Origin of the sequence: Thalassotalea crassostreae, from assembly GCF_001831495.1 — a bacterium.
Taxonomy (GTDB): domain Bacteria; phylum Pseudomonadota; class Gammaproteobacteria; order Enterobacterales; family Alteromonadaceae; genus Thalassotalea_A; species Thalassotalea_A crassostreae.
The window spans coordinates 2453962-2469640 of sequence record NZ_CP017689.1 but is presented as its reverse complement, the minus strand read 5'-3'; the positions used below and the strand labels follow the sequence as shown (position 1 = coordinate 2469640).

Annotated in this window: 14 protein-coding genes; 7 read left to right on the top strand and 7 right to left on the bottom strand. The window is 40.4% G+C overall.

What is annotated here, in order from left to right; translation table 11 throughout:
• Positions 1 to 19: 19 nt before the first annotated feature.
• The 7 genes from hisF to hisG are packed head-to-tail and all read right to left on the bottom strand — an operon-like array spanning position 20 to position 6589.
• Positions 20 to 793, bottom strand: coding sequence for an imidazole glycerol phosphate synthase subunit HisF (gene hisF / locus LT090_RS10590; RefSeq protein ID WP_068547140.1), 774 nt, complete (start codon positions 791 to 793; stop codon positions 20 to 22).
• The gene (gene hisA / locus LT090_RS10585; RefSeq protein WP_068547139.1) at positions 775 to 1512 is read right to left on the bottom strand and encodes a 1-(5-phosphoribosyl)-5-[(5-phosphoribosylamino)methylideneamino]imidazole-4-carboxamide isomerase; all 738 of its coding nucleotides are present in this window, start codon (positions 1510 to 1512) and stop codon (positions 775 to 777) included. Before hisA ends, hisF begins: the two co-directional genes overlap by 19 nt.
• Positions 1509 to 2180, bottom strand: a complete 672-nt coding sequence (gene hisH / locus LT090_RS10580) for an imidazole glycerol phosphate synthase subunit HisH (RefSeq protein WP_068547138.1) — start codon at positions 2178 to 2180, stop codon at positions 1509 to 1511. The genes hisA and hisH overlap by 4 nt, the downstream gene beginning before the upstream one ends.
• A complete protein-coding gene (gene hisB, locus LT090_RS10575; RefSeq protein WP_068547137.1) occupies positions 2180 to 3262 on the bottom strand; it encodes a bifunctional histidinol-phosphatase/imidazoleglycerol-phosphate dehydratase HisB in 1083 nt (360 codons plus the stop codon). The genes hisH and hisB overlap by 1 nt, the downstream gene beginning before the upstream one ends.
• A 13-nt stretch (positions 3263 to 3275) precedes the next feature.
• A complete protein-coding gene (hisC, locus tag LT090_RS10570; protein ID WP_068547136.1) occupies positions 3276 to 4391 on the bottom strand; it encodes a histidinol-phosphate transaminase in 1116 nt (371 codons plus the stop codon).
• Complete coding sequence (hisD, locus tag LT090_RS10565; RefSeq protein WP_068547135.1) at positions 4388 to 5680, bottom strand: histidinol dehydrogenase; 1293 nt, start codon at positions 5678 to 5680, stop codon at positions 4388 to 4390. Before hisD ends, hisC begins: the two co-directional genes overlap by 4 nt.
• A 3-nt stretch (positions 5681 to 5683) precedes the next feature.
• Positions 5684 to 6589: an ATP phosphoribosyltransferase gene (gene hisG / locus LT090_RS10560; protein WP_068547134.1), complete on the bottom strand. Its 906-nt coding sequence runs from the start codon at positions 6587 to 6589 to the stop codon at positions 5684 to 5686.
• A gap of 747 nt (positions 6590 to 7336) precedes the next feature.
• Here hisG and LT090_RS10555 point away from each other — a divergent pair.
• The 7 genes from LT090_RS10555 to rnd all read left to right on the top strand — a co-directional run bounded on the left by LT090_RS10555 (position 7337) and on the right by rnd (position 15528).
• Positions 7337 to 9289, top strand: coding sequence for an ATP-dependent DNA helicase (locus tag LT090_RS10555; protein WP_068547133.1), 1953 nt, complete (start codon positions 7337 to 7339; stop codon positions 9287 to 9289).
• A 78-nt stretch (positions 9290 to 9367) separates the two neighbouring features.
• Positions 9368 to 10099, top strand: a complete 732-nt coding sequence (tsaB, locus tag LT090_RS10550; RefSeq protein WP_068547132.1) for a tRNA (adenosine(37)-N6)-threonylcarbamoyltransferase complex dimerization subunit type 1 TsaB — start codon at positions 9368 to 9370, stop codon at positions 10097 to 10099.
• A gap of 73 nt (positions 10100 to 10172) precedes the next feature.
• Positions 10173 to 10835 (top strand): M50 family metallopeptidase, encoded by a 663-nt coding sequence (locus tag LT090_RS10545; protein ID WP_068547131.1) that lies wholly within the window; start codon positions 10173 to 10175, stop codon positions 10833 to 10835.
• Positions 10835 to 11425, top strand: coding sequence for a Slp family lipoprotein (locus LT090_RS10540; protein ID WP_068547130.1), 591 nt, complete (start codon positions 10835 to 10837; stop codon positions 11423 to 11425). The genes LT090_RS10545 and LT090_RS10540 overlap by 1 nt, the downstream gene beginning before the upstream one ends.
• Positions 11426 to 11532: 107 nt before the next feature.
• The gene (locus LT090_RS10535) at positions 11533 to 12399 is read left to right on the top strand and encodes an alpha/beta fold hydrolase (protein WP_068547129.1); all 867 of its coding nucleotides are present in this window, start codon (positions 11533 to 11535) and stop codon (positions 12397 to 12399) included.
• Between the two features lie 88 nt (positions 12400 to 12487).
• A complete protein-coding gene (gene fadD, locus LT090_RS10530; protein ID WP_068547153.1) occupies positions 12488 to 14143 on the top strand; it encodes a long-chain-fatty-acid--CoA ligase FadD in 1656 nt (551 codons plus the stop codon).
• 248 nt (positions 14144 to 14391) lie between these two features.
• On the top strand, positions 14392 to 15528 hold the full coding sequence (gene rnd, locus LT090_RS10525; protein ID WP_068547128.1) for a ribonuclease D: 1137 nt from the start codon (positions 14392 to 14394) through the stop codon (positions 15526 to 15528).
• Positions 15529 to 15679 lie beyond the last annotated feature (151 nt).

Sequence of the window (15679 nt, the reverse complement as noted above, 5' to 3'; positions counted from 1 at the left end):
AAGTTGTAAATCCAGTGAATTAACGACGCATCGCAATATCATTGTTTCTAAGATATTGTTTTAACTCTTGAATATCAATGATTCCTTTGTGGAATACACTCGCCGCTAGGGCGCCATCAACATCGGCCTGTTGGTAAACATCTTTAAAGTGCTGCATCGTTCCTGCACCGCCTGAGGCAATGAGTGGAATGTTGCAAACCTCACGAACCATAGCAAGTTGTTCAATATCATAACCTTGGCGAACACCATCTTGATTCATGACATTTAATACTATCTCGCCGGCGCCACGTTGTTGGACTTCTTCTACCCAGTCCTTCGTTTGCCAACGGGTTTTCGCCGATTTAGTTTCATCACCAGTAAACTGGTATACCTGATACTGCTGCGTGTTTTCGTCAAAAAACGAGTCGATACCTACCACCACACATTGCTGACCAAATTGACGGGTTAAATCACTGATTAACTGAGGATTGGCTAAAGCAGGGGAGTTAATCGATATTTTATCAGCGCCCATCATTAACATTTTTTGCGCGTCTTCAATGGTTTTAATACCACCAGCGACACAAAACGGTATATCAATGACACGTGCGATACGTTCAACCCAACTTTTATCAACGGTTCGGCCATCTGAACTGGCGGTAATATCATAAAATACTAACTCATCAGCGCCTTCTTCGGCGTAGCGTTTTGCTAGAGGAACGATATCACCAATAACTTCGTGATCGCGAAATTGCACGCCTTTAACGACAACGCCATCACGAACATCTAAACAAGGTATTATGCGTCTTGCCAGCATGAGATAGCCTCCTTGACGTTAAATTTACCTTCCAATAAAGCGCGGCCTAAAATAATACCATCGGCACCAGAGCGAGCAACGTTGGCAATATCATCTAAGCTACCAATGCCCCCGGATGCTTGCCAAAATATCGTTGGAAATTTCTGCTTCATTTCTTTATACAAAGAAACATTTGAACCAGTTAATGTGCCGTCTTTAGAGATATCAGTACACAATACTTGGGCAATGTTTTGCGCGCCATAAAACTCGATAAGTTGTTCTAAACTCACATCGCTTTGCTCAATCCAGCCGTGGGTCGGCATTAATTTTTCGCCTTTGTCGTTAATTTGCACATCGAGCGCTAACACTATTTTGTCTTTGCCGTACTCTTGCATCCAGCCCTTTACCAGCTCCGCTTGCTTAATCGCTAACGAACCAATAACGACTTTGCTAGCACCAATTTCTAATAGGGTATCGACATCTTTTTGACAGCGCACGCCGCCGCCAACTTGCACAGGCATTGATGCTTGCGAGATGATCTCTTTTAAGCGTTTGGTTTGACGAGCATCAGCATCTTTAGCGCCATCAAGGTCAACTAAGTGCAGCACTTTTGCGCCTTGCTCAAAATAGCTTGCAGCCACTTCTTCAGGGCTTAATGGGTATTCGGTTTTTTGACCGTAATCACCTTGGTAAAGACGAACGATTTTTCCGTTGATCAAATCAATCGCGGGGATGATCATAAACAATACTCCATAAAATTCTTTAATAGTGTTGCACCGGCCTTGCCTGAACGCTCGGGGTGAAACTGTACTCCGTAAAAGTTACCTTGGTTTATGCTGGCACTAAATTCTTGGCCGTAGCGACAAAGGGCTAGCGAATAATCTGATTTAGGTGCGCAATAGGTGTGCACAAAATAGAAGTAATCCTTGTCGGTCAAATCTCTAAATAACGGCGACGGGGTAATGTTGTGTAATGTATTCCACCCCATATGTGGTAAGCGCAGGTTTTTACCTTCGCTCTTACCTTCGCTAGAACTTTTATTTTGGCCTTCAATTTTAGCAATGTTGGTATCGATTAAACCAAGACATGTCGTATCGACGTCATTTTCTACAGAGTGATTAGTCATCAGCTGCATGCCTAAACATATACCGAGAACAGGTTGCTCTAAACTGACAATAACCTCAGCTAAACTTCGATCTAAAATGCCTTTCATGGCAAATTCGGCTGAGCCGACACCGGGCAAGAATACTTTTTTTGCTGCTTTGATATCTTCGATATCACTACTGACCGCAATCTTATAACCGAGTCGTTCGAGCGCAAACTTAAGCGAGCTAATATTCGCACAACCGGTATCAATGATCAGGCCATCAGCATTCTTTTGATTTTTATATTCACTTTTCTTCGACATTAAAGCATGCCCTTTGAACTTGGTAATTGGTCACCGGTTACCTTTATTGCTTGTCCTAATGCACGGCCAAACACTTTAAATAAACTCTCGACTTGGTGATGGCAATTACCTTTTGTAGTCGACAAGTGTAATGTGATCGCCATTGCGTCACTTAGAGATTTAAAGAAATGTTGTACCATTTGAGTGCTCATTTCGCCAACACGATTGTCGGTAAATTCACTATTAAACTCGATATGTGCGCGGCCAGAAAGGTCGATGCTACATTCTGCTTTGCATTCATCCATTGGCAAGACAAAACCAAAACGATTTATGCCAAGTTTATTACCAAGTGCCTCTCGTAATGCTTCACCAATGGCAAGAGCTGTGTCTTCAACGCTGTGATGATCGTCAATATGCAAATCGCCGTCTACAAGACATTCAAGGGAAAACTGTCCGTGAGTGGCAATTTGATCAAGCATGTGATCGAAAAATCCGAGGCCAGTACTGATGTTACTTTTACCGGCAACATCGAGATTTACACTGATCTTAATATCGGTTTCTTTGGTCGTGCGAGTCACGGTTGCTTGGCGAGGATTAAGTAGTAATTTGTCGGCAATATCGTTCCAGTTCAATGTCTGGCGGTCATACTTGATGCCAGTAAGCGCCATGTTTTGCGCCAATTGAATATCAGTTTCTCTGTCGCCGATAACAAATGAATTGGCAAAATTGATTTTACCTTGTTGTAAATAGTCGCTGACTAAACCAAGCTTTGGCTTTCTACAGTTACAATTATCTTGATCAAAATGCGGGCAAATAAGCTGATCGGCAAACTGTACACCTTGGGAATTGAATAGCTCGAGCATTTTGTCATGAGGAATATCAAAATCTTGTTGCGGGTAACTGTCCGTACCTAAACCATCTTGATTGGAAACGATAACGAGCTTGTAGCCGGCACTTTGTAATTTAAGTAATACTGGAATGACGTTCGGCTCAAAGACTAACTTTTCAAGGCTATCTACTTGTTTATCACTGATTGGCTCTTCTATTAAGGTACCATCACGGTCAATAAATAAAATGTCGGAGTTTTTTGGGATATTATTCATGTCGATTAACCTGTTACTGCTTTGATGTTGTAGAAGGGGGATTGGCGATAGATTGATTATAATCATTAACCGCTTGCTTAAATTCAACTAATTCTTGTTTGCTACCGATACTCACTCGAAGGCAATTTTCTAAACTAAGTTGGCTTGATTGATTGCGAATTAATACACCTCGCTCGACCAAAGCATTAAATAACTCTAGCGCATTTTGGGCGTTAAACAATACATAATTAGTCTTAGAGCTGTATCGCTTTATCAGCCATGGTTGCGAATCTAAAAAATCATTAATTTGTGTTCTTAGCTCAATGGTTGAATCAACGCGCTGTTGCATCAGCGTTAATTGCTCGGTCAATGCCGTTGTAGCGATTTGAGCGACCGGGTTTGATATTGGATAAGGAGCAATAATTTTACTCATCATCGCAATGATATATTCGTTCGCTAAAGTAAAACCACACCGTAAACCGGCAAGGGCAAAGGCTTTTGATAATGTTCGTAGTACCACTAAATTTGGGTATTGGTTTATCAGCGATGCAAATGTAAACTCTGGGCAAAATTCAATATAAGCTTCGTCTACCACAACTAGAGCTGAGTCTTTAAACAACTCCAATGTTTTAATAATATCATCGCGTGCAATTACATCGCCGGTCGGGTTATTTGGCGAGCAAATAAATACGATTTTAGCGTTATCTTTGTGATCGGTTAAAGACTTTAAATCGAGTTGCAAGTTTTCTAAAAGAGGAATCGATAAAACATTACAGTTGTGGCCTTTGGCACTGATCGCATACATACCGTAAGTCGGAGGACAGATAATAATGTTATCTTTCTCACTTTCGCAAAAAGTTCTGATCAGAACTTCAATCCCTTCATCTGCGCCGCGCGTGGCAAGTACTTGATTAGTATTTACCTTGGCAAAACTTGCGTAGGCCTGAATCAGCGCCGTTGGTTGAAAGTCAGGATAACGATTTAAGTTTTCTAAATTAACTTGTTGGGCATTGTTACCGCCGGCTTCATTGGCGTTTAACCAACAACTGCCGCCTGATTGTTCACGTCTGGCTGATTGATACGGGATCATTTCACGAACATCCGGGCGAACTAATTTTGAGATCAGGTCAATGTTCACGTTTGCACTCATGACTCTTGCTCCAAACGAATCGTTACCGCACGTTGGTGGGCATCTAAGCCTTCCGCATCGGTTAATTCAATAATGGTCGGTGCTAATGCTTGCAAGCCTTGCTTGGTTAATTCTTGGATCGTATAACGTCTCGAAAAATCAGCAAGGGACAATGATGACAATACTTTTGAATAACCATAGGTTGGTAATACGTGATTTGTTCCAGAAGCATAATCACCAGCCGACTCAGGTGAGTAATTACCGACAAATATAGAACCGGCATTACGCAATGTTTTAAGCAGTGCTTCGGTATCTTCAACTTGGATGCTTAAATGCTCTGGACCATATAGATTAGAAACAGTTGCCGCTTGTTCTAAATTGTCACAAACGATAATACGGCTCTGTGTTAGTGCTTGTTTGGCAATTTCTTTACGAGATAATAATTCAACTTGTTGATCAAGTTGTTGTTGTACTTGTTCTGCTGTGGTTTCGTTATCGGTTAATAAGATAACTTGCGAGTCAGTACCGTGCTCTGCTTGTGACAACAAATCGGCTGCAACAAAGGCTGGATTGGCGCTGTTATCGGCAATAACCAATAACTCAGAAGGACCGGCCGGCATATCAATCGCAAAGCCAGGAATGTTTTGACTTAACTGACGTTTCGCTTCGGTTACAAAACGATTGCCTGGACCAAATACCTTGTTCACTGGCTTTATTGTTTCGGTGCCAATCGCTAACGCAGCTACAGCTTGAGCACCACCTATGGTGTAAATTTCGCCAATTTGACAAAGTTTAGCAGCGTAGATAATTTCATCACTGATGCTGCCATTTTCATTTGGCGGGCAAACTAACACTGTGCGTTTACAACCGGCAAGTTTTGCTGGCACGCCTAACATCAACACGGTCGATGGTAATGGCGCAGTGCCTGCAGGAATATACAAACCGACACTTTCAATACTTTCTGTTTTTAGTGTACAGGTAACCCCTGGCATAGTTTCAACAACGATATCTTGCTGTTTTTGCGCACTGTGAAAACGCTCAATTTGACCATAAGCAGTTTGAATGGCAAGTTTGCGCTCTGCCGATAAACGAGCGGTGGCATTAACCACAGCTTTGTCGGCAAGTTGCAAGCTATCGAGTTTCACTTTATCAAACTTTTCTGTGTATGAGAGCAGGGCAGTATCGCCTTGTCTTTTGATCTTATCGATTATGGCGCTTACTGTAGAACTTAGTTGCTCATTATCGGCAATTGCTGGACGAGCTAGAGTTTCAGTTTGCTGTTGTTGTGACAGTTGTGACCAAACAATCATTGCTTACCCCATCATCTTTTCAATTGGTAAAACTAAAATTGAGTTACAACCCAGTTCAGTTAACTGTTCCATAGTTTCCCAGAAAATGGTTTCAGTGCTAACCATGTGCACCGCAACTCTATCGTCTAATCCTGCTAATGGCAGTACCGTTGGTTTCTCACTACCTGGCAGTAAATTAATGACTTGTTCAAGCTTATCGGTTGGCGCGTGCAACATGATATATTTACTTTCTTTAGCTTTTAATACGCCATTGATACGCGGCAATAACATATCAATAATTGCTTGCTTGCCAGCATTGAGTTTACCAGGACCTTTAATTAGCGCCGCCTTAGATTGGTAAATGACTTCAACTTCTTTTAAACCGTTTGCTTCTAATGTGGTACCGGTTGAAACTAAATCACAAATACCGTCAGCTAAACCGACGCGAGGTGCAACTTCAACTGATCCATTTAACTTACAAAATTCAAACTTGATATTGTTTTCGCTAGCGAAGCGATTTAGTAAACGCGGATACGTCGTCGCTAATCTTAAACCGTCGAGTGAAGGAATACCCTTATATTCAAATTCTTCCGGCAATGCTATTGATAATCGACAGCCGCCAAAATTAAGTGAGCAAATTTTTTCATATTCAGAATTTTCGTCAGTTAATTGACGGTCAAGGGCGTGCTCTTCTAAGGTGTTATCACCAACAATACCTAAGTCACAAACACCATCCATAACAAGTCCTGGGATATCTGAGCTGCGCACCAACATAATATCAACATCCATATTGGCTACATGAGCAAGTAATCGACGTTCTGCAAGGTTAAGTTTCATACCACATTGTTTAAATAAACTTTGTGATTCGTCACTTAAACGACCTGATTTTTGAATTGCGATTCTTAGTCTATTGTTGTCTGCACTGCTCATGTTCATTCCTACTCAATAAGTGTTGTATTAAGATATCTGTTATTGCTTGTCAGAACCTTAAATTTTTTGTTCCAAATTGTTATATCTAATACCAAATGAAATAAATACCTGCGCATTTTCGCTGGTTAAAACAAGTATCTGCTACGTTATAAAATTTATATGTAGAACAACTATATATATAATTTTATGCCTTGCATTTACTCATTTTTCCCCTGCCAAAAGTAGCTCACTTATTTATCTCAATTGGTATATTTCCAAATTCTATTTTCAGAGCCATTAAAAAGCCCCGAAGAGTGAACTCTTTCGGGGCTGGCAATTTTGTCTGCGCTGAAAGGTCCACACCCCCTCAGCGAATAACCTGAGGGCTAGTCGATAATTAAATGATGATGATGTAATTTGCTCAGGTTGTTCATGTTAATTCCGTTATTTTCGGCGGTAAATTCGTTTAATGGCTGCAAAAATGTTAATGGATTGCATACGTGTGTTAAACATAAACGTTTATGCCGCACTAGGTCAAGCTTTTTATTATGTTGAATATGCATTTTTTATAAATAATTATGCTAGCTGTATTCAACCGTTGTCGTTTGTCTCTATTTCTTACGTTTGTTAGTGCTAGCGTGCAATCTTTAGCCTAAGTAGCTGAATCGTTAAACCGATTTAAGTAAGCTGATTTTATTGGTCAAAGTGCTTTCTAATCATAATTGAGTAGTTATAATGGGGTAATTTTTATAAATCAGTTTATTGTTAATGACATCTATTGTTGAGGCTTTTGCAAAAGACGGCCCACTAGCACAAATCATTTCAGGATTTAATCCTCGTCAGGCACAAGTCGATATGGCAATGGAAGTTGCTGATACGATCATGAAAAATAAATCACTGATGGTTGAGGCTGGCACAGGTACTGGTAAAACCTTCGCCTATTTAATTCCGGCATTATTAACAAACAAAAAAGTGATTGTCTCAACCGGTACTAAAAATCTGCAAGAGCAATTGTTCCATAAAGATTTACCGGTGATTAAAAAAGCCTTTGCTAAAGGTCATAAAATTGCACTGCTCAAAGGTCGTTCAAATTATCTTTGTTTGTTTCGCCTAGAACAAAACTTCTCCAGTTCACCACAAAAACGTCAGCAAGCAGGGGTTAGACTAGATGCCAATGTACTTGCCGATTTAGTTGCCGTTCGAGAATGGTCGAGCCAAACTAAATCTGGAGATATAGGAGAACTCACCACTGTTGCCGAAGACTCGAGTTTATTTCCCGAGGTGACATCGACGGTGGATAATTGTTTAGGACGTACTTGTCCTGATTACAATGACTGCTATTTAGTGAAAGCCAGAGAGCGGGCAATTGAAGCTGATTTAGTAGTAGTAAATCATCATTTGTTTTTTGCTGATATGGCATTAAAAGATACTGGTTTTGGTGAATTGATCCCGCAAGCGGATGTAGTTATTTTTGATGAAGCACATCAAATCCCTGATATTGCCAGTGAGTATTTTGGCCAAGCATTTTCCAGCAAGCAATTAATGGAGTTGGCCGCTGATTGTTTGACGGAATATCGCACTGAATTAACCGACGTGAAGCAACTGTCAAAGGCTGCCGAAAAATTGCAGCGCAGTGCTAGCGACTTTCGATTATTGTTTGCTCAAGATCCCACTCGCGGCAATTGGCGGCATTTAGTTCAAGATGCTCATTATGCGCGAGCGTTTAGCCAGTTACACGATGACTTAAACTTTTTATATGAAGTATTAAAGATGTGTATTTCGCGTTCAGAAGTCATAGATAGTTGCTTTGAGCGTGCCACCGAATTACTTACTAAATATGAAGTGATGCAAGATACTGAAAGCTTTGGTGTCAGTCTTTGGTATGAAACAACGAGGCGTCATGTGGTGTTGCACCAAACGCCATTATCTATTGCAGATAAATTTAAAGACTACATGCTAAGTCACGAATCTGGCTGGATTTTTACCTCTGCAACGCTGGCGGTTAACAATGACTTTAGCCATTTTAGCGATGCCTTAGGGTTGGGGGGCGCGAAGAAGTTATTATTGGATAGCCCATTTGATTATCCTGAACAATCAATGTTGCTGGTGCCAAGGTATTTACCACAATCGTTTGACAATAAGCGAGCAACGGCGCTGGTTAATATTGCCATTAGCTTGATCAAAGCAAGTAGTAGTAACTGCTTTATCCTATTTACTTCCTATCGAATGATGAACCAAGTCGCCGAATTGCTGGCTGAAGAAATAGATAACACTTTGTTGGTACAGGGACAAACCGCAAAAAGCGTCTTGCTAGAGCGTTTTATGGACGATAAAGGCGCGGTATTATTAGCAACGGCTAGTTTTTGGGAAGGTGTCGATGTACGTGGTGATCGTTTAAATTGTGTGATCATAGATAAGCTGCCATTCGCTTCGCCCGATGATCCTTTGCTACAAGCACGTAGTGAAGATATTAAACGTCAAGGTGGCGACCCTTTTAAACAGATCCAGTTACCACAAGCGGTCATTTCTTTAAAGCAAGGAGTAGGTCGGTTGATACGTGACGTAAGTGATAAAGGCGTATTGGCTATTTGCGACCAACGCTTAGTAAATAATCCTTACGGCGAAGTGTTTTTATCAAGTTTGCCGAACATGAGCAGAACCCGAGAATTGAACAAGGCTGTGAAATTCTTACAAAAAATAAATAAAACAGACGAGAAATGACGATGACAAATTGTCTTAGTAGGATATAATTTAACATTGTCCTAGTTCTAAACCGTTTACCATTTAAGAGAGTATATTTTGAATTATTTGGCCATTGATGCCTCAACCGAAGCATGTTCCGTAGCACTTCGTTTTAACGATAAAACTTATAGTCGTTACGAATTATGCCCACAGTCTCATAGTTTGATGTTGTTACCTATGGTTGATGAGGTGCTAAAAGAGGCTGGCGTTAAATTGAATCAACTTGATGGTTTAGTTTATGGCCGTGGTCCAGGTAGCTTTACTGGTGTGCGTATAGGCATTGGTGTTGCCCAAGGCTTGGCTTTTGCCGCAAACTTGCCGGTCGTCGGGGTATCAACTTTGCAAGCAATGGCGCAGGCGGCGTATATGAAACACGGCCAAAGCCTAGTGTTATCGGCAATTGATGCTCGCATGAGTGAAACATACAGCGGATTATTTCGTCTAGATCAAAACAATTTAATGCAAGCGGTTGTTGATGAAGTAGTGATGGCACCTGAAAAACTACATGATCATTTTGTTGAGCATTACTCAAAACCTCAAGACAGTGCATCAGCACCTTCTGCAACTAAGTTAAATGGTGTCGGCAGTGCGTGGAATGCCTATGCTGAACAATTAGCTAATATTGGCGATATAAATATTAATGATGACATCGAGTTTCCAACGGCTGAAGCAATGTTAGAAATCGGTGCTATTGCATTAGATAACGGTGACGGAGTCAGTGCTGAACATGCTCAACCTGTTTATCTGCGTGATACGGTTACTTGGAAAAAGCTGCCAGGGCGAGAGTAATTAATAAAGACTGATCATAAGCAACAACTTATTGTAGGGCGTAAAAAAGTTGTACGACATAAAAAGGCTGTAAATGATAAATAAAAGCGATGCTCATTCTAAACTTTCTCGTTTAGGTAACAATTTTTGGTTGTTACTTGTTGTCGCTCTAGTACTGCAATATATTCCTTTCCTATCGATTCCCTTTAATTGGCTCGAGAGCTATTTTCATGAAATAAGCCATGGTCTAGCAGCACTACTGACCGGTGGTTCGATTGTTCAAATTGAATTGTTTACCAATGGCGCAGGTTTATGCACGACTTTGGGGGGGAGCACATTTGTTATCGCTTTTTCGGGCTATGCTGGAGCGGTAATGTGGGGTGTGTTGATGTATAAAATTGCGCAATTAAACAACCGTGTTACTCATATAGCGAGTGCATTATTGGCGCTACTGATTGTCGTCAGTTGCCTATTATGGGTCAGAGATTTACTCACTTTATTTATCTGCTTATGTTTGCTGGCGCTATTTCTATTTAGTCTTAAGATTTCCCATTTTCCTATTCTCCCTGTAGTATTAAAGTTGTTTGCAATCATGGTGTTATTGAATAGTCTTAAGTCTCCGTTGTACTTAATTGATAATCAAAATATTGGTGATGGCGCAATGTTGGCATCACTGACCTTTATTCCTGAAATGGTTTGGATTGTTATTTGGTCAGCGATTGGTGCAAGTGGAATTTATTATTTAAGGAAGTCTTAATGAAACAAGTCATATTATTTGTCGTTGTTGGTTTAATGCTTGGTGGCTGCAACACGATCCCAGAGCCGTTACGGGTGAGTGAAAATACACCGTTAGTCGACTTCTCTGATGTTAGAGCGATGCCAAATAATCACAATGGTATGGATGTTCGTTGGGGCGGTGTGATCGCTGAAGTAAAAACTTTGCATAACAAAACCATGCTAGAAGTGGTTCGTATGGACTTGGCAAGCTCAACAAGACCAAAGGTAGAAGATAAAACCGAAGGCCGTTTTCGAATTTACGCCGATGGTCTATTAGATCCGATTATTTTTGAAAAAGGGCGACAAGTAACTGTATTAGGTAAAGTTGCACCGTCGGAAACGGGTAAAATAGGTGAATTAGAGTACCAATACCCTGTAGTTACTTCAAATCATGTACATCTATGGAAAGTCAAAACCATTATTAGAGTTGAACAACCAAATATTTGGCATAGCCCTGCTTACTGGCACTATCGACCAACTTATCGCTATTATCCTGCAGGTTACCATGGACCTATACAGGGAAACGTAAAACCTAAGATCAGGCCAAAACCCAAAACGAAAACCAAGTAGCAAATATTATATACCAAATACTTAACACGAAAGCCGGTTTTAACAACGCAATCATTATTACCAGGTAATATTGTTTTTTAGAGTAGTTTATTATTGAGAACTTATTGATGACTCACCAATGCAAAGAGCTAGCGCTTCCTTTTGGCGAACAAACCATAGCAGCATTAACAGCGGGCAGCGAAGGAAAAGAAATCGTGTTATGTGTACACGGTTGGCTCGATAATGCGGCGAGCTATTTGCCGTTTTTTAATGAGATGAGTGAGCAAAATCATCCTTTACTCGACAACTATCATTTCATTGCCATCGACTGGCCAGGTCATGGCAAGTCATTCCATCGCAGTGCTGATGCACATTATCATTTTATTGATTGGAGTTATGATTTATTGTTACTCATTGAAAGTAATCAATGGTCAAAAGTTTCAATTATTGGTCACTCGATGGGCGGAATGGTCGCTAGTGCATTTGCCTCTGCATTCAACGATAAGGTCAACAATCTTATATTGATAGAAGCAATAGGGTTGTTGACCGGAACTGAGAATCCGTCTGAGCAGTTGCGTAAGGGGATGCAATCTCGGTTGGCAAATAAAAACAAACGACTCAATGTTCATAAAGATATTAATCAGGCAGTGATAGCCCGTATGACAGTGTCTGATTTAAAAAATGACAGTGCTACCTTGCTAGTGCAACGAGGCTTAAACAAAGTGGATGGCGGCTATAGTTGGTCAAGCGATGCAAGGCTACGCAATACGTCGCCACAGCGCTATTCACTTAAACAGGCTATCCAAATCATCTCAAATATCCATTGTCCGGTTTCGGTAATCGTTGGCGATAACGGTTTTGATATGGTGCAAACAGGGATTAAAGTGTTTGCCGAGCACTATTCTAGCTATCAACAATTTACACTTAAAGGTGGTCATCACCCTCATATGGAAAGTGTGTCTGAATTTATCGATATCTGTGAGCAGCAACTGTAATTAACCTGTATTTAAGATAACTACTATAATTGAAACAAATACTTAAGTATTGAATGCAAATCAACTGTTTCTCTAAAGGAGAATGTTAGTGACAAAAATTTGGCTTGAGCAAAGTTACCCAGAGGGCGTACCTTTTGAAATAAATGCCGACAAATATCAATCGTTGGCACAAATGTTTGATAAATATGGCGCGCTATACGCTGATAAAACCGCGTATATCAATATGGGGGCAGAACTTTCTTTTGGCCAAGTGCATCAGCAGGCGCAAGACTTTGCTGCGTATTTACAACATCAATTAAAACTGCAAAAAGGCGATAAAATTGCCATTATGGTGCCTAATACTTTGCAATATCCAATTGCACTATTTGCCGGAATTATTGCTGGCTTAGTGGTGGTAAATGTCAATCCGTTATACACCGCTAGAGAATTAAAACATCAACTAAATGACAGTGGTGCAAAAGCCATTGTTATTATCGAAAATTTTGCCTGTACGCTTGAAAAAGTCATTGCTGATACGCCTATTGAACATGTGATCCTCACGTCGATGGGCGATCGATTAGGGATGGTCAAAGGCGCGTTAGTCAATTTTGTCTGTCGCCATGTGAAAAAACTGGTACCTTCATTTGCTCTTAACAATGCGATCCCATTCAATCAAGTGTTGGCCGAAGGGAAAAGCTTAACCTTTAAACCTGTCGACATAAACGGTGACGATTTAGCGTTTTTGCAATATACAGGTGGTACCACTGGCGTATCAAAAGGAGCGATGCTTAGTCACCGCAACATGGTCGCAAACTTAGAGCAAGCGAAAGGTGTTTTAGAGCCATTACTGGTCAAAGGCGAGGAATTTGTTGTTACAGCATTGCCGCTTTATCATATATTTGCATTAACGGCGAATTGTCTCACTTTCTTTACCTTAGGTGGCTCCAACTTATTGATCACCAATCCAAGAGATATGCCGGGGTTTGTTAAAGAATTAGGTAAATACAAGTTTACTGCGGTCACTGGCGTCAACACTTTATTCAATGGTCTGTTGAATACTCCAGGGTTTGAACAATTAGACTTTACTCATTTAAAAGTCTCTCTTGGTGGCGGTATGGCGGTGCAACGAGCCGTTGCAGAGCGATGGCAAGAAGTCACAGGTACTCGCTTATTAGAAGGTTATGGCTTAACCGAGTGTTCGCCGTTAGTGACAATAAGTCCCTATAACCAAACGGCCTTTAATGGCAGTATCGGTCTGCCGGCGCCATCAACTGATGTAAAAATTATCGATGACCAAGGCAATGAGTGTGACATTAACCAACCTGGGGAAATGTTTGTCAAAGGCCCGCAAGTGATGGTGGGTTATTACAATCGTCAACAAGCGACCGACGAGATATTAAAAGATGGCTGGTTAGCAACAGGTGATATTGCGGTGATGGATGAAGCCGGATTTTTTAGCATTGTTGACCGTAAAAAAGATATGATCATCGTCTCTGGCTTTAATGTGTTTCCAAATGAAATTGAAGATGTGGTGATGATGCATCCTAAGGTTGTTGAAACCGCTGCTATTGGTATACCACATGATATTAGTGGCGAGATTGTGAAGATATTTGTGGTGCGAAATGATGATTCATTGACCGACAAAGAATTGATAAAGCACTGTAAAGAGAATCTGACTAATTATAAAGTGCCGAAATTAGTAGAATTTAAAGACGAATTACCGAAATCGAATGTAGGTAAAATTTTGCGACGCGAATTGCGTTAGTAGAGTTAGTTGCGTATATAACGTCAATTTTCATCATATTGAGTAAACATCGCCAAATGCCCTAATTAAATTAGGGCATTTTTGTTTGCTTTATCGCCGTTTTCTTTATTCTTTGTTAAAGATACCACTAAAGCGAATTATAAGTGTTGACAGCGACCACTAAAGCTCGGACACTTTTAATATTCGGTTTAGGTTGTTCATCTTAGGCCTTCCATTTTAGCCATTATATTACTTATAGAGATTTATGCGTGCAGTTTATTTATATTGAGGATTTTGAAACATTAGAACAATATTGTCAGTCGGCGAGACAGCAAAAGCTTGTGGCCGTCGATACTGAATTTGTTCGCACTCGAACCTTATATCCAAACTTAGGGTTACTACAAGCATATGACGGTAAACAGTTAGCACTCATTGATCCCGTTGCAATTGACGATTTAACACCATTTTGGCAATTGTTGATGGACGAAAATTGTCAAAAAATAATTCATTCATGTTCGGAAGATTTAGAAGTGTTTTTGCACTCAGGTAACTGCAAACCGGCGAATATGATTGACTCACAAATCCTTTTGTCGTTTCTAGGCCACGGTTTATCAATGGGTTATGCGGCTATGGTTAAACATTTTCTCGATATTGATATAGATAAAAGTGAATCTCGTACTGATTGGATGAAACGACCATTGACTGAGCGTCAGTTAGATTATGCCGCGTTGGATGTTTGGTATCTACATCAAATAGCACCGAAAATTATTGAGCATGCGAGTGATGCTGGTTTTTTAACAGCGGCGACTGAAGAGACTCAAGCTCAAATTGATAAAAAGTTTACACCTATCGATGCAACGAAACTTTATTTGGATAATAAACAAGCTTGGAAATTAAAGCCACAGCAGCTTAATTTGTTAAAAGCACTACTTACTTGGCGATACGAACAAGCGGTAAAACGAAATTTACCGTTTAGCTTTGTTGCCAAAGACCACACGTTAATGATTGTCGCCCAGCGTAACCCGCAAAATGTTGGCGCGATGGCGAGTTATGATGGTATTGAGATCCTTGATGTTCGGCACAAAGGTAAGGCGATGTTAAATGTATTACGCGCTGCCAATAAAATACCGGCGGAGCAATATCCACAAGTGCTGACAAGATTAGATTCGTATCCAGGCTACAAACAAATCTTTAAGCAAGTAAAACTTAAGCTGACCAGTTTGGCTCAACAGCATAATTTAGATGTTCAAGTTGTCGCAGGTAAAAGACAAATTAACCAATTTCTTTGCTGGTTTTGGAAGCTTAATGAACAGCATAATCACCCTGAGAAAGTCGAGCTAATTAATGGCTGGCGCAAGGAGATGTTTAAAGATGAACTCGTTGCTTTTGCCGAGAGTGGATTTTAGTCTCATTAGTTCTAGCCTTTAGTTCTAGCAATTGGGTTAGCATTCTGGCCCGTATCTAAGGTAGTGTGTAAATTAGTGATAAATTATTCGAAACCTTTCGCTATTTTCGAAGTCTGAATTATATCAGTGAACCTATCAAGTGTTGCAGTAA